The 22,598-nt window shown below is 60.4% G+C and carries 21 protein-coding genes; all 21 read left to right on the forward strand.

What is annotated here, in order from left to right:
• Positions 1–12: 12 nt before the first annotated feature.
• The 21 genes from EDD75_RS02960 (at position 13) to tsaD (ending at position 22,589) form a co-directional block, all read left to right on the forward strand.
• Entirely contained in the window at positions 13–885 is an 873-nt protein-coding gene (locus tag EDD75_RS02960; protein WP_245963033.1) for a beta/alpha barrel domain-containing protein, read from the forward strand.
• A 34-nt stretch (positions 886–919) separates the two neighbouring features.
• The gene (gene modA, locus EDD75_RS02965) at positions 920–1,720 is read left to right on the forward strand and encodes a molybdate ABC transporter substrate-binding protein (protein ID WP_123927796.1); all 801 of its coding nucleotides are present in this window, start codon (positions 920–922) and stop codon (positions 1,718–1,720) included.
• A 63-nt stretch (positions 1,721–1,783) separates the two neighbouring features.
• A complete protein-coding gene (modB, locus tag EDD75_RS02970; protein ID WP_123927798.1) occupies positions 1,784–2,464 on the forward strand; it encodes a molybdate ABC transporter permease subunit in 681 nt (226 codons plus the stop codon).
• Between the two features lie 3 nt (positions 2,465–2,467).
• Entirely contained in the window at positions 2,468–3,127 is a 660-nt protein-coding gene (locus EDD75_RS02975) for an ATP-binding cassette domain-containing protein (RefSeq protein WP_123927801.1), read from the forward strand.
• Positions 3,128–3,179: 52 nt separating this feature from the next.
• Positions 3,180–3,896, forward strand: coding sequence for a type 1 glutamine amidotransferase (locus tag EDD75_RS02980; protein WP_123927804.1), 717 nt, complete (start codon positions 3,180–3,182; stop codon positions 3,894–3,896).
• A gap of 37 nt (positions 3,897–3,933) precedes the next feature.
• On the forward strand, positions 3,934–5,562 hold the full coding sequence (locus EDD75_RS02985) for an NAD+ synthase (RefSeq protein ID WP_123927807.1): 1,629 nt from the start codon (positions 3,934–3,936) through the stop codon (positions 5,560–5,562).
• A gap of 262 nt (positions 5,563–5,824) precedes the next feature.
• A complete protein-coding gene (gene glnA, locus EDD75_RS02990; protein WP_281277426.1) occupies positions 5,825–7,351 on the forward strand; it encodes a type I glutamate--ammonia ligase in 1,527 nt (508 codons plus the stop codon).
• Between the two features lie 280 nt (positions 7,352–7,631).
• Positions 7,632–8,930, forward strand: a complete 1,299-nt coding sequence (glnA, locus tag EDD75_RS02995; protein ID WP_123928357.1) for a type I glutamate--ammonia ligase — start codon at positions 7,632–7,634, stop codon at positions 8,928–8,930.
• Positions 8,931–9,161: 231 nt separating this feature from the next.
• Positions 9,162–10,244, forward strand: a complete 1,083-nt coding sequence (locus EDD75_RS03000) for a class II glutamine amidotransferase domain-containing protein (RefSeq protein ID WP_245963034.1) — start codon at positions 9,162–9,164, stop codon at positions 10,242–10,244.
• Positions 10,208–11,857, forward strand: coding sequence for a glutamate synthase-related protein (locus EDD75_RS03005; RefSeq protein WP_123927813.1), 1,650 nt, complete (start codon positions 10,208–10,210; stop codon positions 11,855–11,857). Before EDD75_RS03000 ends, EDD75_RS03005 begins: the two co-directional genes overlap by 37 nt.
• 145 nt (positions 11,858–12,002) lie before the next feature.
• Entirely contained in the window at positions 12,003–14,333 is a 2,331-nt protein-coding gene (locus tag EDD75_RS03010) for an FAD-dependent oxidoreductase (protein WP_123927816.1), read from the forward strand.
• A 97-nt stretch (positions 14,334–14,430) separates the two neighbouring features.
• Positions 14,431–14,919, forward strand: a complete 489-nt coding sequence (gene ilvN / locus EDD75_RS03015; RefSeq protein ID WP_123927819.1) for an acetolactate synthase small subunit — start codon at positions 14,431–14,433, stop codon at positions 14,917–14,919.
• 169 nt (positions 14,920–15,088) lie between these two features.
• Positions 15,089–15,799 (forward strand): gamma-glutamyl-gamma-aminobutyrate hydrolase family protein, encoded by a 711-nt coding sequence (locus tag EDD75_RS03020; protein WP_123927822.1) that lies wholly within the window; start codon positions 15,089–15,091, stop codon positions 15,797–15,799.
• A gap of 128 nt (positions 15,800–15,927) precedes the next feature.
• The gene (locus EDD75_RS03025) at positions 15,928–16,353 is read left to right on the forward strand and encodes a response regulator (protein WP_123927825.1); all 426 of its coding nucleotides are present in this window, start codon (positions 15,928–15,930) and stop codon (positions 16,351–16,353) included.
• 133 nt (positions 16,354–16,486) lie between these two features.
• Positions 16,487–17,530: a thiamine phosphate synthase gene (locus tag EDD75_RS03030; protein ID WP_245963053.1), complete on the forward strand. Its 1,044-nt coding sequence runs from the start codon at positions 16,487–16,489 to the stop codon at positions 17,528–17,530.
• Entirely contained in the window at positions 17,527–18,825 is a 1,299-nt protein-coding gene (thiC, locus tag EDD75_RS03035; protein WP_123927831.1) for a phosphomethylpyrimidine synthase ThiC, read from the forward strand. The genes EDD75_RS03030 and thiC overlap by 4 nt, the downstream gene beginning before the upstream one ends.
• 18 nt (positions 18,826–18,843) lie before the next feature.
• On the forward strand, positions 18,844–19,881 hold the full coding sequence (gene thiL, locus EDD75_RS03040) for a thiamine-phosphate kinase (protein WP_123927834.1): 1,038 nt from the start codon (positions 18,844–18,846) through the stop codon (positions 19,879–19,881).
• A gap of 56 nt (positions 19,882–19,937) precedes the next feature.
• Entirely contained in the window at positions 19,938–20,423 is a 486-nt protein-coding gene (tsaE, locus tag EDD75_RS03045) for a tRNA (adenosine(37)-N6)-threonylcarbamoyltransferase complex ATPase subunit type 1 TsaE (RefSeq protein ID WP_123927837.1), read from the forward strand.
• The gene (tsaB, locus tag EDD75_RS03050; protein ID WP_123927839.1) at positions 20,401–21,093 is read left to right on the forward strand and encodes a tRNA (adenosine(37)-N6)-threonylcarbamoyltransferase complex dimerization subunit type 1 TsaB; all 693 of its coding nucleotides are present in this window, start codon (positions 20,401–20,403) and stop codon (positions 21,091–21,093) included. The genes tsaE and tsaB overlap by 23 nt, the downstream gene beginning before the upstream one ends.
• Positions 21,090–21,548 (forward strand): ribosomal protein S18-alanine N-acetyltransferase, encoded by a 459-nt coding sequence (gene rimI / locus EDD75_RS03055; RefSeq protein ID WP_123927843.1) that lies wholly within the window; start codon positions 21,090–21,092, stop codon positions 21,546–21,548. Before tsaB ends, rimI begins: the two co-directional genes overlap by 4 nt.
• Positions 21,549–21,563: 15 nt before the next feature.
• A complete protein-coding gene (gene tsaD / locus EDD75_RS03060) occupies positions 21,564–22,589 on the forward strand; it encodes a tRNA (adenosine(37)-N6)-threonylcarbamoyltransferase complex transferase subunit TsaD (RefSeq protein WP_123927846.1) in 1,026 nt (341 codons plus the stop codon).
• Positions 22,590–22,598: the final 9 nt, after the last annotated feature.

A 22,598-nucleotide genomic window follows, 5' to 3' on the forward strand; every position in this document is an offset into this window, starting at 1 on the left:
GGGGTAATTTCTTTGCGCGCGCCATTGTTCATCGACGTCACCCTGCGGGACGGGGAGCAGGCGCCGGGGGTGGCCTTCAGCACGAGGGAAAAGATCCTGATCGCCCGGCTGCTGGACCGCGCAGGTGTTTACCAGATCGAGGCAGGCATTCCGGCGATGGGTGAGGTGGAGCAGGAAGCGATAAGACGCATCGCCGCCCTGGGCCTGCGCAGCCGGGTTAGCACCTGGAACCGGATATTGCCGGAAGACATCCGCGCTTCGCTCGCCTGCGGGGTACGGGACGTGCACCTTTCTGCTCCCGTCTCCGAAATCCACCTCCGGTACAAGCTGGGCCGGTCGCGCGGCTGGGTCTTGGCGCAACTGCGGAAAGTAATCGCCTATGCTTTGGCTCACGGCTGCCGCGTAACGGTGGGAGCAGAGGACGCCTCCCGGGCCGAAGAGGCCTTTCTGGTCGAGTTTGCGCTGTTGGCACAGGAGATGGGGGCCGAGCGGCTGCGCTACTGCGACACGGTGGGCATACTCGACCCCTTCGCAACCTTGGAGCGTCTCAGTCGCCTGCAGGAGAAGGTGGCCATCCCGCTTGAATTCCACGGGCACAACGACTTCGGCCTGGCCACCGCCAACGCGCTGGCGGCAGTCAGGGCCGGGTGCGGATACGTAAACGTTACCGTAGGGGGACTCGGCGAGCGAGCGGGAAACGTGCCTCTGGAGGAGGTGGTGGCGGCGCTGGAGCACCTTTACGGCATCCCAATAGGTCTTGACCGCCGACGGCTCAGCATCTTGAGCCGCACGGTAGCCCGGGCGGCCGGCCGGGATGGAAAAAAGGTCTTGAGTGGCGCAGCGATCGGGAACCGGCCGCGTGGTTTAAAAACCAGTGCCTTCTGAAATTGCAAAATAACAGGCAAAAGGAGGAAGCGGGATGCGAAAGAGAGCCTGGTTGTTTGTAAGTCTCATCGGTTTGCTGGCAGGTCTGCTTGTCGGGTGCGGGACATCCCGGACCGCCCGGGAAGCCACGCCGGCCGCCGAAATCATGGTTTTCGCCGGCGCGGGGCTGAAAGATACGCTACCGGAAGTCGCGGAGCTGTATCGCCGGCAGCACCCGGAGGCCAAGGTCTCCTTCAACTTTGCCGGGTCTGGTACGTTGCAGAAGCAGATCGAGCAGGGGGCGCCAGCCGACATCGTCATCTTTCCAGGCAAGAAGCAGCTAGACGCCTTAGAAAAAGAGGGATTGATCGACAAGGCCACCCGTAAGAAGATTCTGGCCGATAAGCTGGTGCTCATCACCCCAAAAGACGTGAAAAAGGTGAAGGGCTTTACCGACCTCGCTTCGCCGGGCGTCGGCAAGGTAGCCATCGGCGATCCGGCCACCGTGCCGGCGGGAGAGTGGGCAAAGGAGACGCTGGTCAACCTGGGGCTGTGGGAGAAAGTACAGCCTAAGCTGGTGCTGGCCAAGGATGTGCAGCAGGTGAAGGCGTATGTGGAAACGGGTAGCGTTGACGTGGGCCTGGTATGGCGGTCTACCGCCGTAACTACGGCAAAAGTCAGGATCGCGGCCGAAGCGCCGGAAAAGGCCCACCGGCCGATCTTCTTCACCGGAGCCGTAGTCGGCAGCAGCAAGGAAAAAGAAACGGCTCTCGACTTCCTTAACTACCTTGCCGGCCCAGAAGCGGCCGCGGTTTTCGCCAGGCACGGTTTTACGCCGCTGGTGACGGCACAGTAACCGCTTCCAGCACCCAATTGCGGTGAATGTTAAGCGGCCTTCGGGAGAAGGGAGGAATGGTGGATGCCGGAAGAAGCACTCTTCGCTCTACTCCTGTCACTTCGGGTGGCGCTTCTGGCCACCGTGGTGGCGGCCGTAAGCGGAGTGGCGTGTGCCCGCTTACTCGCCCGCGCCCGCTTTCCGGGGAAGGAAGCGGTGGAGGCGGTCTTGCTCCTCCCCCTGGTTCTCCCCCCTACGGTGGTTGGGTTCGGCCTGCTCCTGCTGCTGAGCCGGAACGGCCTGGTAGGCCGGCTCGTCCCGGGTGGGCTGCTTTTCACCTGGCCGGCGGCGGTAATCGCTGCGGCGGTGGCGGCTTTCCCCCTGGTTTACCAGAACGCCCGGGCCGCCTTCGCGCAGGTTGATCCGGATCAGGAGAACGCCGCCCGGACCCTGGGGGCAGGAGAGCTGCTGGTCTTTTTCACCGTGACCCTCCCCCTCGCCTGGCCGGGCATCCTCGCGGGTATAGTCCTCGCCTTTGCCCGGGCGCTGGGTGAATTTGGCGCCACCCTGATGGTGGCCGGGAATATCCCCGGCAAGACCCAGACCGTGCCGATGGCGATCTACTTCGCGGTAGAAGCGGGAGACTACCGCACGGCACTCCCCTTGGTGGCGATCGTGTTGCTGTTCTCTTTTGGCGTGATCTTCGGGCTGCACCGGTGGTCGGGGCGACACATCGCCCGTTACACCGGACAGAGGAGGGGTTGACAAATGCTGGTGGTGGAAATTGAGAAGAGGTTGCCTGACTTTACCCTGAGAGCCAATTTCACGGTCCCGGCCGGCGAGCTCCTGGCACTGGCCGGGCCTTCGGGCTCGGGGAAGACCACCATCCTCGAATGCCTGGCGGGTTTGCAGCGGCCAGACGCAGGCCACATCACCCTGGATAGGCAGCCCCTCTTCGCCGCCGCGGCGGGGATAAACCTGCCCGCCGCCAGACGAAGGGTGGGGTTTGTCTTCCAGGCCTACGCCCTCTTCGAGCACCTGACGGTTTGGGAAAACGTGCTCTACGGGCTCCGGGGGCTACGCGGGGGCGAGAAGGAGGCCGGGCTCCGCCGGGCGGAAGGGCTTATGGCGCGCTTTGGTATCGGCCACCTGCGGAACCGCTTTCCCGCCCAGCTCTCGGGCGGTGAACGCCAGCGGGTGGCCTTGATCAGAGCGCTGGTGCGGGATCCGGCGATGCTGCTTCTCGATGAGCCTTTGGCGGCATTGGATCGGGGACTGCGGGAGCAGTTGCGGCAAGAGATAAAAGAATTACCGGCGGAGTGGCGGATCCCCGTAGTCCTGGTGACCCACTGCTGTTGCGAAGAGCGGCTGGCCACCAAGGTCTTGCGCCCGGTCAGGGCTAATGGTACGATTAGTTGGACAGCCTAACAATCTACCCCGGGAAGCGATTACGTTTCTGGTTAGACAGGAGGCGAAAACTTTGCGGGCTCTAATCGTGCAGCACGTGGCGTGCGAGGGGCCGGGGCTCCTGGCGGACGCGCTCTTTCAAGACGGTTGGGAACTCGATCTGCGTTGCATGGACGCCCCGGGGGCGATCCTGCCGGAAAAGCTTGAAGGTTATAACGCACTCGTCATCCTCGGCGGGCCGATGGGGGCGTATGAGGAGGAAGCGTACCCCTACCTGTACCGGGTGCAGCAGCTGATCCGGGAGGCGGCGGGAAAACGGGTGCCCACAGTGGGCATATGTCTCGGGGGGCAGCTCATCGCCCGGGCGCTCGGGGCCGAGGTAAAGCCGAACCCGGTGAAAGAGATCGGCTGGTACCCGGTGCGTCTAACCGCTGCGGGCAGACAGGCGGCGCTTTTCGCCGGCCTGCCGCCGGAATTCCCGGTTTTTCAGTGGCACGGGGATACCTTCGCGCTCCCGGAAGGCGCCGTGCTTCTGGCCGAGGGTGAAACCTGCGCCAACCAGGCCTTCGTTTACGGCGGCTGCGTCTGGGCGCTCCAGTTTCACCTCGAGGTAACGCCGGAAATGGTGGCGAACTGGGCCGCCATTTACGCCGACGAACTGGCAGCCTTTGCTGGCCCGGAGGCTCCGGCGGTGCTAGCGCGGGAAACGGCGCGCATCTGGGAGGAAAACCGGCCGCAGCGGGAGCTTTTCCTGGCGAACCTGTGCCGGGTGCTGCGCGGTGCGGTATAATTTTAGGCAGGTTTAGCTTGAAGGTGGCGGATAGCGGTTGAAAATAGCGCTGGTGCAGTTCAATCCCACGGTCGGCGACGTGACGGGGAACGCGGCGCGGATCCTGGGAGCGGTGGCCCGGGCGAAAGAGGCCGGCGCCGAACTGGTGATTTTCCCGGAACTTGCCCTGGTCGGCTATCCCCCGCGGGATCTCTTGTACCGGCAGGAGATGCTCCAGGCGGTAGAGCGGGTGCTGCGGGAAGAAGTGGCACCGGCAAGCCGGGAAACGGGCATCATCCTCGGCGCGCCAGTAGAGGAAGACGGCAGGCTTTACAACGCCGCGCTGCTCTTCGCCGGCGGTGCGCTGGCCGGGCGCCAGGACAAAACGCTGCTGCCGAGTTACGACGTTTTCGACGAAACGCGGTACTTCAAACCGGCAGCAGCACGCCGGCCGGTGGCTTTCGGGAACGAGACGATCGGTCTCACGGTCTGCGAGGATGTTTGGAACGACAAAGATTATTGGCGGCGGCAGATTTATGAGGTGGACCCGGTGGCAGAGCTGGTCGCCCAGGAGGCGACGCTGCTGGTCAACATCTCGGCCTCGCCGTACCACTACGGGAAAAGGCGTTTGCGGGCCGATATGCTGGCCCACACCGCCCACAAGTACCACCGGCCGCTGCTTTACGTCAACCAGGTGGGTGGGAACGACGAACTCATCTTCGACGGCTCGAGCCTGGTATTGACCGAGCGCGGCACGCTGGCCTGGGAGGGGCAGGCCTTCGCCGAAGATTTCGCAGTGATCGACACCGCCGCGCTGCCGCCGGGTAGGCCGCCGGGCGAGGTTGCGGAAGACATCTCTTCTATTTATGCCGCCCTGGTCTTGGGGACACGCGACTACTTCCGCAAGACGGGTTTTAAGCGCGCGGTGGTGGGCTTGAGCGGCGGGATTGACTCCTCGGTAGTGGCGGCTTTGGCCGCGGCTGCACTCGGGCCGGAAAACGTCTTGGGAGTAGGAATGCCCTCCCGCTACTCCTCACCCGGAAGTCTGCGGGACGCCGAAAAACTGGCGCGCAACCTCGGCATCGGCTGGCGGGTGATTCCGATCGAAACAATATTTGCGGCCTATTTGCAAACGCTCAATCCGGACGGCGCGCCGCGGCTTGACGTCGCCGAGGAAAATATTCAGGCGCGCATTCGGGGGAACATCCTGATGTTCATCTCGAACCGGGAAGGCTGTTTGGTGCTCAGCACCGGGAACAAATCCGAGTTAGCGGTCGGCTACTGTACCCTTTACGGCGATATGTCGGGCGGGCTTTCGGTCCTGGCGGATGTGCCTAAAACTATGGTTTACGAGCTGGCACGGTACATCAACCGGGAGCGGGAAATCATTCCGGCGAGCGTACTCACCAAGCCGCCTTCCGCAGAGCTGCGCCCCGACCAGCGCGACGAGGATTCCCTGCCGCCATACCGGCTACTCGACCCAATCCTCCGCGCCTACATCGAAGAGAACCTTCCCGCCCAAGAGATTGCGGCGCGAGGTTTCGACCCGGCCCTGGTGCAGGACGTGATCCGGCGCGTGGACCGAGCGGAATACAAGCGCCGGCAGGCCGCGCCGGGGCTAAAAGTAACCACCAAGGCCTTCGGCATGGGGCGGCGCTTCCCGGTGGCCTGGCGCCCCGGGTGGTGAATCTCATAGAAACAAAGTCCGGCTGCAAATCGGTAGCCGTCGCACGAGAAGCCGGGTGGCCTTTGGAGCTGATTGTTTTATTGACAAAAGAGAGTTTTTTGATAAAATGAAACCGTAACGTAGCAGCGCCTTTCCGGCGCAAATAACGAACCGAATAGCATGGGCAACGGGGCCCTTCGGGCAGGTTTGCGTAGCCTGCCGGAAGGGCTTTTTCGCTTTTGGCGGCTTTCAGGGTGATGTCTATCAGGAGCAGAAAGGAGGAGTGGTTTACTACCGGAAGATAGTTACGGTGCGTTACGCCGGTCAATTTGCGGCGCAAGGAAAGCAAAGGTTTTTAAAAATTTTTGCCAGAAGGAGAGAGCGCTACATGTGTCGGACACCACAAGACGTTCTTGAGTTTGCTAAGGAGCAAAAGGTGGAGTTTGTAGACCTGAAATTCATGGACCTGCCAGGTTTGTGGCAGCACTTTACGGTCCCCATTAGCCACCTCACGGAGGAAGCTTTTACGGAGGGATTTGGTTTTGACGGTTCAAGCATCCGGGGTTTCAAAAGTATTCACGAAAGCGACATGATCCTGATTCCGGATGCTACCACGGCCGTTCTCGACCCCTTCTGTCAGGTACCCACCCTAAGCTTGATTTGCAACGTTTTCGATCCTACTACGGGTAAAAACTACGAGCGGGACCCGCGCTACATCGCCCAGAAGGCCGAGGCGTATTTAAAGGCCACTGGCATTGCCGATGTAAGCTACTGGGGGCCGGAAGCCGAGTTTTTCATCTTAGACGAGGTCCGCTTCGACCAGAACCAGCGCTGCGGCTACTACTTTGTTGATTCAGCCGAAGGCTTCTGGAACGCTGGTCGAGAGGAAAACCCGAATCTCGGCTATAAGGTCCGCTACAAGGAAGGTTACTTCCCCGTTCCGCCCACCGATACCTTCCAGGATATACGCACCGAGATGGTCCAGATAATGCAGCGGTGCGGCATCAACGTGGAGTGCCACCACCACGAAGTGGCCACCGCAGGGCAGGCCGAGATCGACATGCGCTTTGCCCCGCTTACACGAATGGCGGACCAACTCCTCATGTTCAAGTACATCGTGAAGAACGTAGCCCGCAAGCACGGCAAGACCGCGACCTTCATGCCCAAGCCGATCTTTCAGGACAACGGCTCAGGGATGCACGTCCACCAGAGCCTCTGGAAAAACGGCCGGCCACTCTTCTACGACGAAAACGGGTACGCCCAACTAAGCGAACTGGCGCTTTACTACATCGGTGGGCTCATCAAGCACGGACCGGCGCTGGCCGCGTTGTGCAGTCCCACCACCAATTCTTACAAGCGCTTGGTTCCCGGCTTTGAGGCGCCCGTTTACTTAGCTTACTCCCAGCGGAACCGCAGCGCGGCAGTCCGCATCCCGATGTACTCGTCCAGCCCCAAAGCCAAGCGGATCGAATACCGGCCGCCGGACCCCTCCTGCAATCCGTACCTGGCCTTCGCGGCGCTGCTCTTGGCGGGCATTGACGGGATTAAGAACAAAATCCATCCCGGCGAGCCGCTGGAAACAGACATTTACGAGCTCTCGCCGGCGGAGATCGGCAGTATCCCGGCGCTTCCCGGCTCCCTGGAAGAGGCGCTCAAGGCGCTCGAGGCCGACCACGCCTTCCTGCTCGAGGGCGGGGTCTTCACGGAAGACCTGATCCAGGCGTGGATCAACTATAAGCGGGCCAACGAAGTGGATGCCATTCGCCTGCGGCCCCATCCGTACGAATTTGCGCTCTATTTCGATATCTAAGTCGTCCACCGTTTGGAACGTACCGGGGCGGGCCTCTCCCGCCCCTTCCTTATCAAAAGCAGATATTCTGCCGTAAGATAGGATTTGATGGTAGCCAGGTCGCCGGAGGGGATTAACAACTATCATCAAGCCGGAGAAAAAAATATTGTGTTTTTCCGGCGGGGCGTGTTATATTTTCTAAGAAACAGACTAAACAACTGCCGGCCACGAATCCACGGCGGCGAAGGCGAGGAAGGTGTGAAACTTGGCAGACCGGGTATTAAAAGAGGATATCCTTCTTATGGCGCGGGAAGAAGGGGTAAAGTTCATCCGGCTTCAGTTTACCGATATCCCCGGGATCTTAAAAAACATGGCCATCACCGTTGAACAATTAGAAAAAGCCCTCAACGGTGAACTCATGTTCGACGGCTCGTCTATCGAAGGCTTTGTCCGCATTGAAGAGTCGGACATGTACTTCCGGCCGGACCCGAAAACCTTTATCGTTTTCCCTTGGCGGCCGCGGGACGGTGCGGTAGCCCGGATGATCTGTGACGTTTATAACCCTGACGGCACACCCTTCATCGGTGACCCGCGGTACGCTCTCCGGCGGGTACTGGAGGAAGCGGCCGAGATGGGCTACACCTGTAATGCAGGACCGGAATTGGAATTCTTCCTCTTCCACCTCGATGAAAAAGGGCGGCCCACTACCATAACCCACGACCAGGCAAGTTACTTCGACCTGAGTCCTATTGATTTAGGTGAAGAAGCCCGCCGGGATATCGTATTGACGCTTGAAAAGATGGGCTTCGAGATTGAAGCCTCCCACCACGAGGTAGCGCCCGGCCAGCACGAGATCGACTTTAAATATTCGGATGCCCTCGATGTGGCCGATAAGATTATGACCTTTAAAATGGTTGTCAGGACCATCGCGCAACGCCACGGCCTGCACGCTACCTTCATGCCGAAGCCGATTTTCGGGATTAACGGCTCGGGGATGCACACAAACATTTCGCTGGCCAAAGACGGGGAAAACGCCTTTTATGACCCCAACGGTCCGCTGCAACTGAGTGAGGTTGCTTACCACTTCATCGGCGGGGTAATAAAACACATCAAAGCGATCACCGCGGTGGCCAACCCGACGGTCAATTCTTACAAGCGGCTGGTACCCGGCTATGAGGCGCCGGTTTACGTCGCCTGGTCGTGCCGCAACCGGAGCCCCTTGATCCGGATCCCGGCCAAGCGGGGGCCCTCCACCAGGATCGAGCTCCGGAGCCCCGACCCCTCCTGTAACCCGTACCTGGCGCTGGCCGCCATCATTAAAGCAGGCCTTGACGGGGTGAAGAATAAGATTCAGCCGCCGGCGCCGGTGGACAAGAACATCTACCACCTGACACCGGAAGAACGGGCCGAGTTAGGTATTGATTGCCTGCCTGGCTCCCTTATCGAAGCGCTGGCCGAACTTGAGAAGGACGACGTGATCAAGGATGCGCTGGGGCCGCATATTTACGAAAAGTTTATGGAAGCCAAGCTTAAAGAGTGGGATGAATACCGGACGCAGGTCCATCCGTGGGAGATCGAAACCTACTTAACAAAATATTAGATGTTCCGGTTAGGAAAAAAGATTGATGGAGCGCATCTCGCGACGACCAAGGTACTTGGTCGTCTTTTATCCCGTAAAAAAGTGCTTTGGGAAGACCAATAGTATGTTAAAATATTAGCCGACCTTTAAAAACCGCTTAAACCAAAATGGGAACGGTGGCCTCACGACGTAAGGAGAGAGAATATGTGCCGCCTCTTTTGTCTGACAAGTAATGAGCCTCAGTCACCTCTTATGGCCATAAGAGCACTCGATGTCATGCGCGAAGGCCATGATGGCTCCGGTGTAGGACTTTTTTTAACCGATCTCGCCGGTCCCTTTGAAGAGCTAAACGGAGCACCTATTCTTTCCGGCATCTTCACTAACGAGGGATTGAAGCGCCTGGACGAGCTCATGAAGAGCGTCGGCTTTACCACCAAGTACAAGCTTACGATTAAAGTCCCCAAAAAGCCGCCGCGGGGGGTTCCCAGGCGAGACGTTTACTTGATTCAGGCTTACGACTATCCTGAAGGCTGGGAGGAGTTGGACCGGAGCGAGGTTGAGTACCGCCTGATGATGCTCCGCTTGCAGTTGCGGCGGATGGGCGAGGAAAAAGAGGATATCATTGTCTACAGCTTCTGGCCTGACGTAATCATGATCAAGGAAATCGGCGACCCGATGACCGTTGCGGAATACCTGCAACTTGACCGCAAGGAACTCCGGGCACGGGTGATTATGGCTCAAGGACGCCAGAATACTAACTACGACATCAACCTCTACGCCTGTCACCCCTTCTTTATTCAAGGGGTGGCCACGATGACCAACGGCGAAAATACGGCTTTCGTGCCAATAAAGGAGTTTCTGATGTCGCGGGGTTTCCCGGGGTACATCGGCTACAACTCCGATTCGGAGGTTTTCACCCACATCCTCCACTACATGCTCAAGTTTCTGGGCCTCGGGATCGAGTATTACAAACACATCATCACCCCGCTCCCGGATGAGCAACTCGCCCAGCACCCCAACGGAGAATTCTTGCGGCGGCTCAAACACGCGTGCCGGCAGTTGATCATCGACGGGCCGAACTGCGTGATCGGCTGTCTGCCAGATAAGACCGTTTTTATGGTGCAGGACCGGAAAAAGCTGCGTCCGGGTGTCGTCGGCGGAAAACCCGGGCTTTACGCCTTTTCATCGGAGATGTGCGGCCTGGACGCAACCATTCCCGACCGCGACAAGAGCAAGGACTTTCAGCCGATGCATCTGGATACCGCTATCGTATACCCGGACCGGACGGAGGTTAAAGTATGTTCGCAGAAGGAACCATTACCCCCTCTACTTTAAGCGTCAAGGATCTGCTCTGGCAGATCCACTGGGATAAGGAAAAATGCACACTTTGCGGCCGTTGCACAGCCGTATGCCCGGTCCAAGCGATTGAACTCGGGGTGCACCGGAAAAGAATCGTGCAGGTACCGCTTCTCGGCGCAGCGGAGCAGAAGACAGCCCCAGGCAATCTCTACCAGGTATACTACGGCATCCGGCAGAAAACCGATCCGGCATACGCGTGTATCGGTTGCGCTATGTGCAACCAGGTCTGCCCCAACGGCGCCATCATCCCCTACCGGTCGGACGAGATAGACAAGCTCCGGTTCCATATTAACAGGGGTGGTCAGCCACGCCGGCGCGGCGGGCGACGCAACGACCCGTCCCCGAATGTTTTGGATCGGATCAAGTTCGTCCGGATTTCGATGCTTACCGACCCGGCTCTCGATGCCGGTCGCCATGAGTTTGAGTTGCGCACTCTGCTGGGCCGGGTCCTGCCTCCCGAGGAAGAGCTGCGCCTTTACCGGGAGCAGGGTTGGGTACCGCCGGTGCGGGAGATCTACCCGTTAATGATCGGCTCGATGTCCTTTGGCGCCCTCTCCCCTAACATGTGGGAAGGACTGCAGATGGGCGTCGCCTACCTCAACGAGGAATTAGGGATGCCGGTTCGTATCTGCACGGGTGAAGGAGGCTGCCCGCCGCGGCTCCTGCGCTCCCGCTTCCTCAAATACGTCATTTTACAAATTGCGAGCGGCTATTTCGGCTGGGACGAAATCATTCACGCCATCCCGGAGATGAAGGAAGATCCCTGCGCCATTGAAATCAAGTACGGTCAGGGAGCCAAACCTGGCGACGGCGGACTCCTCATGTGGTACAAAGTCAACAAACTGATTGCGGCCATCCGCGGGGTTCCGCCAGGTGTCAGCCTGCCGAGCCCGCCCACGCACCAGACCAAATACTCGATTGAGGAAGCGGTCGCCAAGATGATCCAGTCGATGTACATGGCCTGGGGCTTCCGGGTTCCCGTCTACCCGAAGATTTCCGGAACCTCCACGGCGCTGGCGGTACTGAACAACCTGACGCGCAACCCTTATGCCGCCGGGCTGTGTATCGACGGTGAGGACGGCGGCACAGGCGCCGCCTATAACGTTTCGATGAACCATATGGGGCACCCGATCGCCAGCAACATCCGCGATTGTTACTTGAACCTGGTCAAGGTAGGCATGCAGAACGAGATTCCCCTCATCGCCGGGGGCGGCATCGGGAAGCACGGCAACCTCGCCGCCAACGCGGCGGCCCTCTTCATGTTAGGGGCCTCTGCCGTTCAGATAGGGAAATATATCATGCAGGCGGCTGCCGGCTGCATCGGTTCGGAGGGTGACCGGTGTAATATCTGTAATATCGGCCGCTGTCCGAAAGGCATAACCTCCCAGGACCCGCGTCTTTACCGGCGTTTAGATCCGGAAAAGGTGGCGGAACGGGTGGTGGATGTCTTTTTAAGCTTCGATACGGAACTTAAGAAGATCGTGGCACCGCTTGGCCGCTCCACTTCCCTGCCTATCGGGATGTCCGACGCTATCGCGATTGACGACTACCATGCGGCACAGCGGTTACAGATAAAGTACGTGGTTTGATGAGGCTTGCCCCGAGTGCTGAAACCAGGGGCTTAGAAATGGCAGGCGGCAGCCCCATCGCATCCCACATAGAACGTAGAAGTTAAAACGGAGAACGTAGGACGCAGAACGTCTTACGCCGAGTTTTTTCAGGGAGAGATACAACGTGGCGCAAGAGAAGTTTTACCGGATTTCGGGCATGGAAAACGGCCGCCGTATCGAATCCCGCATCCTCGAGGAGCGGATTCAGAAAGCGGTAGCCGACGGTTACCGGTATATCGAAGTCGAAGCCTTCGGCCAGCACGGCATCGGCGGGCGGTTGTGGCGCGCCGGAGAGGATAAGGTCCACGTCCGCATTATCGGCTCTCCCGGCCAGCGGGTGGGCTCAATGGGCTTTCCCAATACCCGCATTGAAATCATGGGCCCCGCTTCTGACGATACGGGGTGGCTCAACGCCGGTGCAGAAATAATCGTTCACGGCCACGCCACCAACGGCACGGCCAACGCGATGGCCCAGGGAAAAATTTATGTCGCCGGAAATATCGGGGCCCGGGGTATGACCATGACCAAGCATAATCCCCGTTTCGCCCCTCCGGAACTCTGGGTCCTTGGCGGCGTCGGCGATTATTTCGCCGAGTTTATGGCGGGGGGCATCGCCGTTATCTGCGGTCATGAGCCGCAGAATCCGGAAAACGTTCTGGGCTACCGCCCCTGTGTCGGGATGGTGGGCGGCAAAATCTTTTTCCGCGGCCCGCATAAAGGTTACAGTCAGGCCGACGTTAAATTAGAGCCGATAACCGACGCAGACTGGGACTGGCTTAGGGAAAACCTGAAGGTTTTCCTTGCCGCTATCGGCCGCACGGAGCTTTTTGCTACCCTCGCCGACCGGACCCAGTGGCAGTTGCTCGTGGCCAGAACGCCGCAGGAAAAACGGAGCTTACCGCGCCGCCCGATAAGTGAATTCCGCCGGGAGGTCTGGGATAAGGAACTGGGGCGCGGCGGTTTGATCGGGGATTTGGTCGACTTCGACCGTAGCCCTATCCCGCTCATTGTGACCGGGAACCTGCGCCGTTTCGTCCCGGTATGGGAAAACCGGAAATACCTGCCTCCCTGCCAGGCAAGCTGCCCTACCGGTATCCCGGTTCACGAACGCTGGCAGCTCATCAGGGAAGGGCGGATAGATGAGGCTATCGATCTGGCACTTGCCTATACCCCGTTCCCGGCAACGGTTTGCGGCTACCTCTGCCCCAATCTCTGCATGCAGGCATGCACGCGCCAGGTGCGCAGGATGGTCCCGCCGGACGTAAGGGAACTCGGCAAGGCCAGCCTTACCGCGAAGCTTCCGGAACTCCCGTCTCTTTCTGGGAAGCGGGTCGCCGTTATCGGCGGCGGGCCCGCCGGCATCTCCGTAGCCTGGCAACTACGACTCCAGGGGCACGAAGCAGTGATTTACGATATGCAGGATGAACTCGGCGGTAAGCTCTCCTCGGCCATACCGCGTTCCCGGATTGCGGATGAGATACTTAAGGCCGAACTTGAGCGGGCCAAGAAGGTTCTGCCGCACATTTACCTGCAGCAGCACTTGAGCCGCGAGGATTTTGAGCGTCTGAAGGCGGATTATGACTTTATCGTGATCGCCGCCGGGGCCCAAAAACCGCGCGTTATTCCTATTCCAGGGAAGGAAAGGCTTATCCCGGCGCTTGATTTTCTGCGTCAGGCCCAAAAAGGCCAAGCCCGGGTCGGCAAACGCGTGGTTATTATCGGTGCCGGCAACGTCGGCTGTGATGTCGCCACCGAAGCGCACCGGCTTGGCGCGACGGAGATCACGCTGATCGATATCCAGGAGCCGCTCTCCTTCGGCAAGGAGCGCAAAGCGGCCGAAGCGGTAGGTGCTAAGTTCCGCTGGCCATGTTTTAGCAAGGCGGTCACCGAAGAAGGCCTGGAACTCTCTACCGGCGAAATAATCCCGGCGGATACGGTGATTATCTCGATTGGCGACGTGCCGGATCTGGACTTTCTACCAGAAAGCGTGGCCACCGAGCGCGGGTTCATCAAGGTGAACGAGTTTTACCAGACGTCCGACCCGCAGGTTTTCGCTATCGGCGACGTGGTCAAGCTCGGGCTTCTCACCGAGGCAATCGGCGCCGGCCGGAAAGCAGCCCAGGCGATTGCCGATCTTATAGCGGGCAGAACGCCGCTGCGCGATACCCGCACCAGGATCGACTACTCCCGCGTGAAGCTCGAGTACTTCAACCCCCGCTTACTTCGCCTTGACCGGCTTGAAGACGCGGCAGCCGAATGTGTTTCCTGTGGCACCTGCCGGGACTGCGGCATCTGCATCAGCGTCTGTCCGCAAGCGGCAATCTCGCGGCAGGAAACTGCTGGCGGCGGCTTTGAATTAGTAGTGGATCCGGACCGGTGCATCGGTTGCGGTTTTTGCGCCGGAGCCTGCCCTTGCGGCGTCTGGAACCTGGTGGAGAACGAACCGCTCGTCTGAGGCGGGACGAACTGTTTGGCTAAAGATCTTGGCTAAAGATAAAGTTTGGCGACTGGGCAGGGCGTAAAAAGCTCACTTTTAAAGCGGAGTGGTGGTTATGAAACACACTTTAGCCGTTTTGGCGCTCAACAAGCCCGGGGTGTTGGCGCGGATCGCCGGACTTTTGAGCCGGCGCAACTTCAATATCGAAAGCATTACCGCCGGCCATACCGAGGAAAGCGATATCTCCCGCCTTACCATTGTCGTTCAGGGAGACGACCGGGTAATCGACCAGGTGGTAAAGCAGGTTTCAAAGCTGATCGACGTTCTGAAGGTGGAACGCCTGGCGCAGAACGTCATCGACCGGGAATTGGCGCTGATAAAGGTAAAGGCGGATCCTTCCCGCCGCTCCGACATTGTGGACATCGTCGAGATTTTCCGGGCCCACATTGTGGACGTCGGAAGGGAAACCATGGTGGTTGAGATGACCGGCGACGAAGAAAAGATCGACGCCCTCTGCGCGGTATTAAGCGAGCACGGCATCCTCGAAATGGTCCGTACGGGGAAAGTAACCCTGACGCGCGGCGCCCATACCGTCAAAGGGTAAGCCTACCGGTCGCCACCCGTCAAGAAGGCTTTCGTCCCCTCTACTGCAAAGTCGCACCTCTCTTCGCAGCAACCTTTCCGGGCGGGGCTGGACCCCGCCCTTTCTGTTACCAAGTGCTTCGGCCGCCGTAAAAACCGGCTCCGGCCGGTCTGCGGCAAAGGAGGTTTTCATGCGCCCGGTAATCGGCATTACCGCCGCCTTTCAGGAGGAAGAAGAGCGCTGCTTCCTGAGCCGTTACTATAGCGACGGCATCTACCGTGCCGGAGGGGTTCCGGTGATCCTGCCGCCGCTTCCGCCGGAAGCCGCCGCTGCCACTATCACCAGCATCGATGGGCTTCTCCTGTCCGGTGGCGGCGACATTGACCCCTTCTATTTCGGTGAAGAACCGCTACCCCAAACCGGAATGGTCTCCCCACGTCGGGACGCCTTTGAGCTGGCCCTTGCCCGGGAGGCGCTCGCCCGGGTAGTTCCCGTTCTCGGTATCTGCCGGGGCATGCAGGTGCTCAACGTCGCCGCCGGGGGCACCATCTACCAGGACCTCGCCGCAGGCACAAAAAGCCCCCTGAAACACCGGCAGGACGCCCCGCGCTGGTACGGGACGCACCATATCGATATCCTCGCGGGCAGCCGCCTCGCCGCGATTTTCCGGACCACCCGTTTAAGGGTTAACTCTTTTCACCACCAGGCAGTAAAAAAGGTGGCCCCGGGATTTAAAGCCGCAGCCTGGGCACCCGACGGAATAATCGAAGCAATCGAGGCGACCGCACATCCTTTTGCGGTCGGCGTCCAGTTTCACCCCGAAGGGATGTGGGAAAAAGCCCCGCTTTTCCTCGCGCTGTTCAGCGCTTTGATAACGGCCTGTAATGAACAACCAAAATAAAGGTTGGTGACGGAAACCAATTTTCCGCCGGCTTCCGAAAGGAAACCGGCCTGCCTCGGCGAAAAAGATAGAGATGGCATTCAACCCAACTGCTAATACCTGTCAAAAACGACCGAGGAGTAATCTCGATGTCCGGAGAAACGCTCAAGGTGCTGATTGCCGACGACCAGCCGGAGATTTGCGAAATTCTCGAAGCCCTTCTATGCGCGGAGGGACACGTCACCCGTACGGCTAAAAACGGGCGGGAAGCGCTCGAGCTGGCCTGCGACTTCCGCCCGGACCTCGTCTTTCTCGACATCATGATGCCCGTGCTCGACGGCTTTGCCGCGCTCGAAGAACTACTGCGTCGCTTTCCTGAGGTAAACGTCGTGATGATGACCGCCTGCCCAGAAGTGGAAATGATCACCCGCGCCTTCAAAGAAGGGGTCATCGCCTTTCTCGGCAAGCCTTTCGATATGGCCGCAATCAGGGAGATCCTCAGGGCGATCAGGGAAAGGAAGGATACCGGCTGCGCGGCCGACTTTCCCCGGCAGGAATATTCGCAATGCGGTTGAATTTTTGCTCTGCCGCGGGAACAAATGCTTGTTGCCCCCACCCGCGGGGTATTTTAATTTTCGAAGCCTGCGGCACTTGCACCACGCATTTTCTTTTTAAAAGGGCTTGTTCAGGATGAGGGGCGTGGTTAAGATGGAAATAAAGGCCTTTTACCGGTTAACAGATGCAAACCTGAACCGGGCCCGGGAAGGCCTCCGGGCGCTTGAAGACCTCGCTCGTTTCGTCCTGCAGGACGGTGCTTTAGCCGAAAGGATCCGGGCAGCACGGCATAATCTACAGCAAACCGCCGCCAACCTGTCTGCCGTTTGCCTTGCTGCCCGCGACGTGAACCAGGATCCGGGCGCCAGCTATCCGGAAGACCCCCACCCGTCCGCCCGCGGGGTAGCGATAGCGAACGCCCGGCGCGTCCAGGAGGCGGCGCGGGTTCTCGAAGAAACGGCTCGTTACCTGGCGCCGGAAACAGTGGCCCAATTCAAGCGCCTTCGTTTTCTATCTTACGAGCTGGAGCAGCTTTTTGCCGCCCGGCTGGCCCCGGAGGAGAAAACCTCCTTTTTGCGTAAGCTGAGGCTTTACGTCATCGTGGGTTCCGCCCACACCGCCGGGCGACCCGTGGTCAGCGTAGCTCAGGAGGCCATCCGGGGCGGCGCCCAGATCATCCAGCTCCGGGAAAAAGAGCTCCCGGCCAAGGCCTTTTTCGAAACCGCCCGGGCACTCCGGGAAGTTACGGCGAAGGCCGGCGTGCCGCTCATCATTAACGACCGGGCCGACATCGCGGCAGCAGTTGGTGCGGATGGGGTGCACCTGGGGCAGGAAGATCTGCCAATTGCCGCTGCCCGGCGTATCCTCGGAGAGCAGGCCATTATCGGCGTCTCTACCCACTCCGTTGCCGAGGCCCTCCGGGCGGAAAAAGAGGGCGCTGATTACATCGGCTTCGGCCCTGTCTTTCCAACCAGGACCAAACCAGAATACGCCGCGCAGGGTCTGGAAGCGCTCCAGAAGGTCCTATCCCAAGTTCGCCTGCCGGTAGTGGCCATCGGCGGTATAACACCGGCGAACCTACCGGCAGTAATAAAAACGGGCGTGAAGCGGATCGCCGTGGTAAGCGCGGTGGCCAGCGCGCCCGATGTAGCTGCAAGTGCCGCACTTTTGCTGAAAATGCTGGAGGGGTCGTATTGACACAGTTAGAAGCAGCAAAGCAAGGGAAGATAACGCCGGAGATGGAACGGGTAGCCGCCCGGGAGAAGCGCACCCCGGAGTTTATCCGGGAGGGGGTGGCGGCAGGAAGAATCGTCATTCCCGCCAATAAGAACCATCGGGGGCTTGATCCGTTAGGGATTGGTGCGGGGCTCCGCACGAAGGTAAACGCCAACATCGGCACCTCACCCCGTCACCTTAACGCGGAACAGGAACTGGTTAAACTCCGGACGGCGCTGGATGCCGGCGCCGACGCGGTAATGGACTTAAGTACCGGCGGCGACCTGGACGCCCTGAGGAAGCAGACCATCGCCGCCAGCCACGTTCCCGTGGGCACCGTTCCGATTTACCAGGCCGCAATCGAGGCGCTCAAGCGGCACGGCAGTATCGTGGCCATGAGCGCCGACGAAATCTTCCAGGTCATCGAACGCCACGCGGCCGATGGCGTTGATTTTATCACCGTCCACTGCGGCGTTACCCGCGAAAGCGTCAACCGCTTGCGCCGCCAGGGGCGAATCACGGATATCGTCAGCCGCGGCGGCTGCTTCGTCTTGGGCTGGATGCTCCACCACGGCGCGGAGAATCCCCTTTACGCCCAGTTCGACCGCTTACTCGAGATTTGCCGCCGCTACGACGTAACGCTCAGCCTGGGCGACGGGTTGCGCCCGGGCTGCCTGGCAGACGCCACCGACCGGGCGCAGGTCCAGGAGCTGATTATCTTAGGGGAACTCGTCGACCGGGCGCGGGAGCGGGGCGTCCAGGTAATGGTGGAAGGCCCCGGCCACGTCCCGCTAGACCAGGTGGCAGCCAACGTCCAGCTCCAAAAATCTCTCTGCCGGGATGCGCCTTTTTACGTGCTCGGGCCGCTGGTTACCGATGTTGCGCCGGGTTACGACCATATTGTTTCCGCCGTTGGCGGCGCGGTAGCGGCAATGGCCGGCGCTGATTTTCTCTGTTACGTTACGCCGGCGGAACACTTAGGTCTTCCCACGGCGGAAGACGTGCGGGAGGGAGTCATTGCCGCCCGTATCGCGGGTCATGCCGCCGATATCGTAAAAGGCGTACCCGGCGCCCGGGAACAGGACCTGGCGATGGCCCGGGCGCGCAAAGCACTTGATTGGGAGAAGCAGGTAGCGCTGGCGATCGACCCGGAAAAAGCCCGCCGCCTGAGGCAGCAACGCAACCCCGCCGGCATCCGTGAGTGTACCATGTGCGGCGAATTTTGCGCCATGCGCCTGGTGGCGGAATTCTTAGGCACCACCCGGGCCCTCTGCTGAAGCGGATTATCACCGGCCATGAAACTGAGCGAACTCGGCGAATTCGGACTTATCGCCCGGTTGACGGCGGATCTCGAGACAGACGCCGCCGTGGTAAAAGGCGTTGGCGACGATGCGGCCGTCCTGCGGTGTGGGAGGCGCTGGCTACTTTTCACCACCGACGTGCTGGTGGAAGGGGTTCACTTCCGGCGTGACTTCGCCTCCCTCCAGGATATCGGTTACAAAAGCCTCGCCGTTAATATCAGCGACATCGCCGCCATGGGTGGTCGGCCAACCTACGCGGTGGTAACGGCTTGCCTCCCCCCTTCTCTGACCGCGAAAGAGGCCGCCGCGCTCTATGACGGCCTGAAGGAAGCCGCTCGGGCGTGGGGCGTCAGCGTGGTAGGCGGCGATACCACGGCGGCGCCGCTTCTCGTGTTAAATGTCGCTCTCCTGGGAGAAGCCGCACCGGGCCGGGTGCGTTTCCGCAGCGGGGCCGAACCCAAAGACATCGTCTGCACCACGGGACCCCTCGGTGCCGCCGCAGCGGGGCTTTTCCTTTTGCAAAACGAAGGGTTCCCCTGCCCTGAGCCGCTCCGCAACATCCTGCTCCGGCGGCACAGGCGGCCGGAGCCGCGGGTGAAGGCGGGCTTGGCCCTCGCCGGTATTCCTGCCGTCCACGCCTTGATCGACGTGAGTGACGGGCTCGCCTCCGAAGTGCACCATCTCGCCGCCGCCAGCGGCGTCGGGTGCGAGATTTACCGGGCGGCGATCCCCGTGGAGCCGGCGACGGAATTCGTGGCCCGCCGCGCCGGCCGGGACCCCGTCGACTGGGCGCTCTTCGGCGGCGAGGATTACGAGCTTCTCTTTACCGTGGCCCCCCAGGCGCTGGGGGAAATAAGCCACGCCCTGGCTAAAGCGGGAGCCGGTTGTCACCCGGTGGGAACGATTACGGCCGAGAAGGGCGTTTGGCTCCTCCTGCCTGACGGGAGCCGCCAGGAGCTGCCCGCAGGCGGCTACGACCATTTTAAACAGCCGGATGGAAAATTCAGCCCGGAAAACGGCAACAATTACTAGCGGCAGTTTCAGACCTTTCGTGCCGGACGCTTGTATAAAAGGAGTGCGCGCCGGTCTTGGCGGAATTAGAAGTTAGAACTGAATCGGCTGTGACAACCAAGGCGCTCGGCGAAAAATTGGGGCGGCTGCTCAGACCCGGCGATCTGGTTGCCCTCACCGGGGCGCTCGGCGCCGGAAAGACCTGTTTCACGCAGGGCCTGGCGCAGGGCCTGGGGATAAAGGCAGCGGTGACGAGCCCTACCTTCGTGCTTATTAAAGAATATGCGGGGCCTATCCCGCTTTACCATTTCGACGCCTACCGGCTCAGCGGTCCGGAGGAATTTTTGATGCTGGGCAGCGCAGAATATTTCGCAGGCGCCGGCGTTTGCGTGGTCGAATGGGCCGACCGCGTGGCCGAAGCCCTGCCTGAAGACCGGATAGAAGTGGAGATCCGGTATCTACCCGGCACCGCAGAGGGGCGCCTCATTCGCCTCACCGGACGGGGGCGCCGCAGCCGGTCGGTCGTGGAGGAATTGAAACGTGGCTTGCGTGCTGGGAATTGAGACGGCGACACCACTCCTCAGCGTGGCGATAGTCGGGCCAGAGGGCCTCCGTGCGGAACGCGCGGCCTTCGGGGAGCGGCTCCACTCGGTTCGCCTTTTCCCCTTTATTGAAGAACTCCTGCGCGATGCCGGCACCCGCTTCGAGGACCTCAGCGGCATCGCCGTCTCCCAGGGCCCCGGATCCTTCACGGGTCTCCGCCTGGGGGTCGTTAGCGCCAAAACGCTCGCGCAGGTTTGTGCCCTGCCCGTAATCGGGATCCCGACGTTGCTCGCCTTGGCGGCACCTCTGCTCAGCGGCGGGATCCCGGTCTGCCCCGTACTCACCTCGCGCAGCGATGAGGTTTACGCCGCCGCTTACGCGTCCGGGGCCCCGGAGGCAACTGTTCTGGTTGCGCCCTTTGCCGCCCCCCCGGTAGAAGCGGCCCAAAAGTTCGCCTCTTTTGCTAAACTTCTCCTGACCGGCGAAGGGGCCTGGGCATTCCGGGAGGCCTTCACCGAAATCCTCGGGGAGAGGGCTCTCTTCGCCTCCGAAGTTTTCAATTACCCCCGGGCCGCCACGGTTGCCTTTTTAGGGCGCCAAAGGCTTGCGCGCGGCGCGGCAGTTACACCCTTCGACCTCCTGCCAGAATACCTTCGCCTCCCGGCGATTAAAGGGAGGCGCGGCACGTGAGAATCAAAGTTGTCCCGATGGAACCGGAACATCTCGACGCCGTAATGGCCATCGAAAACGTATCCTTCCCGATCCCGTGGAAGCGCGAGGCTTTTCTCTTCGAAATCCTCCTCAACGAAACGGCCGATTACGTGGTGGCGCTCTACCGGGATCAGGTTGTAGGGTACGGCGGCATGTGGCTGGTTCTCGACGAAGCGCACATCACCAACATCGCCGTGCACCCCGATTGCCGCGGCAGGGGTATCGGCCGCCGCATCCTGCAGGAACTGATCAAGCGAGCGGCACTGCGGGGGGCAACAAAGATGACCCTCGAAGTGCGGCCCTCAAACCTTATTGCGCGGAAGCTTTACCGGGATCTGGGTTTCGAGGAAAAAGGGGTCCGCAAGCGCTACTACCAGGACAACCACGAAGACGCAATCATCATGTGGCTCGAAGACCTCCGGGCCAGGGCCTAAACGGGGTGATATTCTTTGAGTATTCTCATCCTCGGAATCGAAACCTCTTGCGACGAAACGGCTGCGGCGGTTGTCGCCGATGGCCGGGAGATTCTCGCGAACATTGTCGCATCTCAGGTGGAAGTCCACCGGCACTTTGGCGGCGTCGTGCCCGAAGTAGCGTCACGACGTCACATAGAGGCCCTAAACCCCGTTATCGCCACGGCCCTATCGGAAGCGGGTATCTCCTTTTCCGACCTTGCCGCCGTTGCCGTAACGCACGGTCCCGGTCTTTTAGGGTCACTTCTCGTGGGGCTGATGGCGACCAAAAGCATTGCTTTCGCCTGCAACATTCCGCTCATCGCCGTCCACCATATTCTGGCCCACGTTTACGCCTGCTTCCTCACCGCACCGGATACCACCTTTCCCCTTATCGCGCTCGTGGTTTCCGGTGGGCACACCGATCTGATTTACGCCGCCTCCCACAGCGAGTTCCGCCTCATCGGGCAGACGCGGGACGACGCCGCCGGTGAGGCCTTCGACAAGGCGGCCCGCGCCATGGGTCTAGGGTACCCCGGGGGGCCGGCGATCGAGCGCCTCGCGCGGGAAGGGGCACCCGCTGCCCTTTACCTGCCACGGCCCATGCTCGAGGAGCAGAGCTACGACACGAGTTTCAGCGGTTTGAAAACGGCAGTCGTTAACCACCTCCACCGGGAGCGGCAGAAAGGCAACCCCGTTAACCTTGCCGATCTGGCCGCCGCCTTCCAGGCAGCGGTGACCGAGGTTTTGGTAACTAAAGCCTTCGCCGCAGCGGCGGACTTCAAGGTAAAAACCATCCTGGTGGCCGGCGGTGTGGCCGCGAACGATTACCTGCGGGAGCGCTTCCGTGAGGAAGCAAGCCGGCGGCACCTTCGCCTCGTCATCCCGCCCCCGGCACTCTGCACCGACAACGCAGCGATGGTAGCCGCCGCTGGTTACTATCACTTCCTCCGCGGGGACTTCGCCCCGCTTACCGTAAACGCGGTTGCTAACCTGCCACTTACGGCGGATTTTGCGGTATAATCTGAGGCG

Origin of the sequence: Thermodesulfitimonas autotrophica (assembly GCF_003815015.1) — a bacterium.
In the GTDB taxonomy this organism is placed as follows: domain Bacteria; phylum Bacillota; class Desulfotomaculia; order Desulfotomaculales; family Ammonificaceae; genus Thermodesulfitimonas; species Thermodesulfitimonas autotrophica.

What these genes read in the sequence shown, in the direction of transcription:
- EDD75_RS02975 (WP_123927801.1), top strand. Translation starts at nt 2,468, where the DNA reads ATGCTGGTGGTGGAAATTGAGAAGAGGTTGCCTGACTTTACCCTGAGA.
- modB (WP_123927798.1), top strand. Translation starts at nt 1,784, where the DNA reads ATGCCGGAAGAAGCACTCTTCGCTCTACTCCTGTCACTTCGGGTGGCG.
- EDD75_RS03005 (WP_123927813.1), top strand. Translation starts at nt 10,208, where the DNA reads ATGTTCGCAGAAGGAACCATTACCCCCTCTACTTTAAGCGTCAAGGAT.
- glnA (WP_123928357.1), top strand. Translation starts at nt 7,632, where the DNA reads ATGGCGCGGGAAGAAGGGGTAAAGTTCATCCGGCTTCAGTTTACCGAT.
- ilvN (WP_123927819.1), top strand. Translation starts at nt 14,431, where the DNA reads ATGAAACACACTTTAGCCGTTTTGGCGCTCAACAAGCCCGGGGTGTTG.
- EDD75_RS03000 (WP_245963034.1), top strand. Translation starts at nt 9,162, where the DNA reads ATGGCCATAAGAGCACTCGATGTCATGCGCGAAGGCCATGATGGCTCC.
- EDD75_RS03030 (WP_245963053.1), top strand. Translation starts at nt 16,487, where the DNA reads ATGGAAATAAAGGCCTTTTACCGGTTAACAGATGCAAACCTGAACCGG.
- EDD75_RS03020 (WP_123927822.1), top strand. Translation starts at nt 15,089, where the DNA reads ATGCGCCCGGTAATCGGCATTACCGCCGCCTTTCAGGAGGAAGAAGAG.
- thiL (WP_123927834.1), top strand. Translation starts at nt 18,844, where the DNA reads ATGAAACTGAGCGAACTCGGCGAATTCGGACTTATCGCCCGGTTGACG.
- modA (WP_123927796.1), top strand. Translation starts at nt 920, where the DNA reads ATGCGAAAGAGAGCCTGGTTGTTTGTAAGTCTCATCGGTTTGCTGGCA.
- EDD75_RS03025 (WP_123927825.1), top strand. Translation starts at nt 15,928, where the DNA reads ATGTCCGGAGAAACGCTCAAGGTGCTGATTGCCGACGACCAGCCGGAG.